Raw genomic sequence first — 1,217 nt, forward strand, 5'->3', positions numbered from 1 at the left:
TATTAGCAAGGCAACGAGCGCGATACTGGTTATCTTGTTCCTTGGCATTGCAATCCCACATAGGTACAGTTTACAAAATAGCATTCGCGTCCATCTATCGAATCGTCGTACAACCATCGAATCGTCTGCGTGCACAGGGTCAGACAGACACTGATCGCACCAGATGCCTGGTAACCGAATCACATGCGTGCTCAGAACCCATTTCATGTCCTGAACAGATTCGATAGCTGTACGAACATTCGATGGTTGGACGCGAACGCCTTACTACGGCTGTCTCAACCCTCTATTTGCAATGACAGAACGCAACGACCGACACGTCGAAGATAGTGGTTCTGAACCGAGGGGTAGCTAATTATGCGCGTTCCCGTCCCGAAAAACAAACTCGTCGCCTTCACGCTCGTCGGTGCGCTCCTCACAGCTGGTGTCGCCGGGGCCCTCGCGCTGCCCGGTGGCGGCCTCGCGCAAGTTGGCGAGATAACTGACTCATCCGGTTCAACGGCATCGGATGTAGCACAACAGGCCGCTTCGGATGCGCCGACGCCGAATCAGGAGTTCACCCCAGCAGTCCAGACACAGTCCGGATACGAGGACAAAGAACACGAGGAGTACGAAGAAGACGACGAAGATGAAGACGACGAGGAAGAATACGAAGAGGAACACGAGGACGAAGAACACGAAGAGGATGAGTGACCGAGATGATGGGATCGCTCGCATCGGTCTACGAACGGTTCGGGGACACCCAACGCGAGTTCGAGTGTTGTGACACAACGTTTCGGATTCAGGCGACGGGCGTTTGGGCCGAGGCTGGGGCTACTGTGGCCCGAAAAACGGCTAAATCACTCGAAGTCCAACTGAACGCCTTCGATGCGGCGAGTGCCGTCAGCCGGCTCAACCGTGAAGGAGAAGTCAGGAACGAACACGTTGCCCAAATCGTTCGCCGTGGAATCGAATACAACGACCGGACCGACGGGGTGTTCGATATTTATCAGGGCCGCGTCGAACACACCCTCAAAACATTCCTGCGCGGTGACAGTGAAACACTACCAACAGAGTTTGATACTGGAACTGTCCAAGCCAGCGGCTCTCACATCACGACCGACGTCGAACTCGACCTGAATGGCCTCGCCAAAGGGTACATCGTTGATCGGGCCAGCGAGGCACTCGGCGGCGTCGGCCGACGTGGGTTCGTCAGTGGTGGCGGTGACATGTCCCCACCG

Annotated in this window: 2 protein-coding genes; both read left to right on the forward strand. The window is 55.9% G+C overall.

The genetic code is table 11. From position 1 onward, the window contains the following. The first annotated feature begins 354 nt into the window (after positions 1–354). Positions 355–690 carry a hypothetical protein gene (locus EXE44_RS20315; RefSeq protein WP_158293477.1) on the forward strand — a complete coding sequence of 112 codons (336 nt, stop codon included), beginning with the start codon at positions 355–357 and terminating at the stop codon, positions 688–690. A gap of 5 nt (positions 691–695) precedes the next feature. Next, on the forward strand, positions 696–1,217 hold a 522-nt coding region (locus EXE44_RS16025; RefSeq protein WP_137717924.1), incomplete at its 3' end, for an FAD:protein FMN transferase.

This window comes from Halorubrum sp. SS7, from assembly GCF_005435055.1.
GTDB lineage: Archaea > Halobacteriota > Halobacteria > Halobacteriales > Haloferacaceae > Halorubrum > Halorubrum salinarum.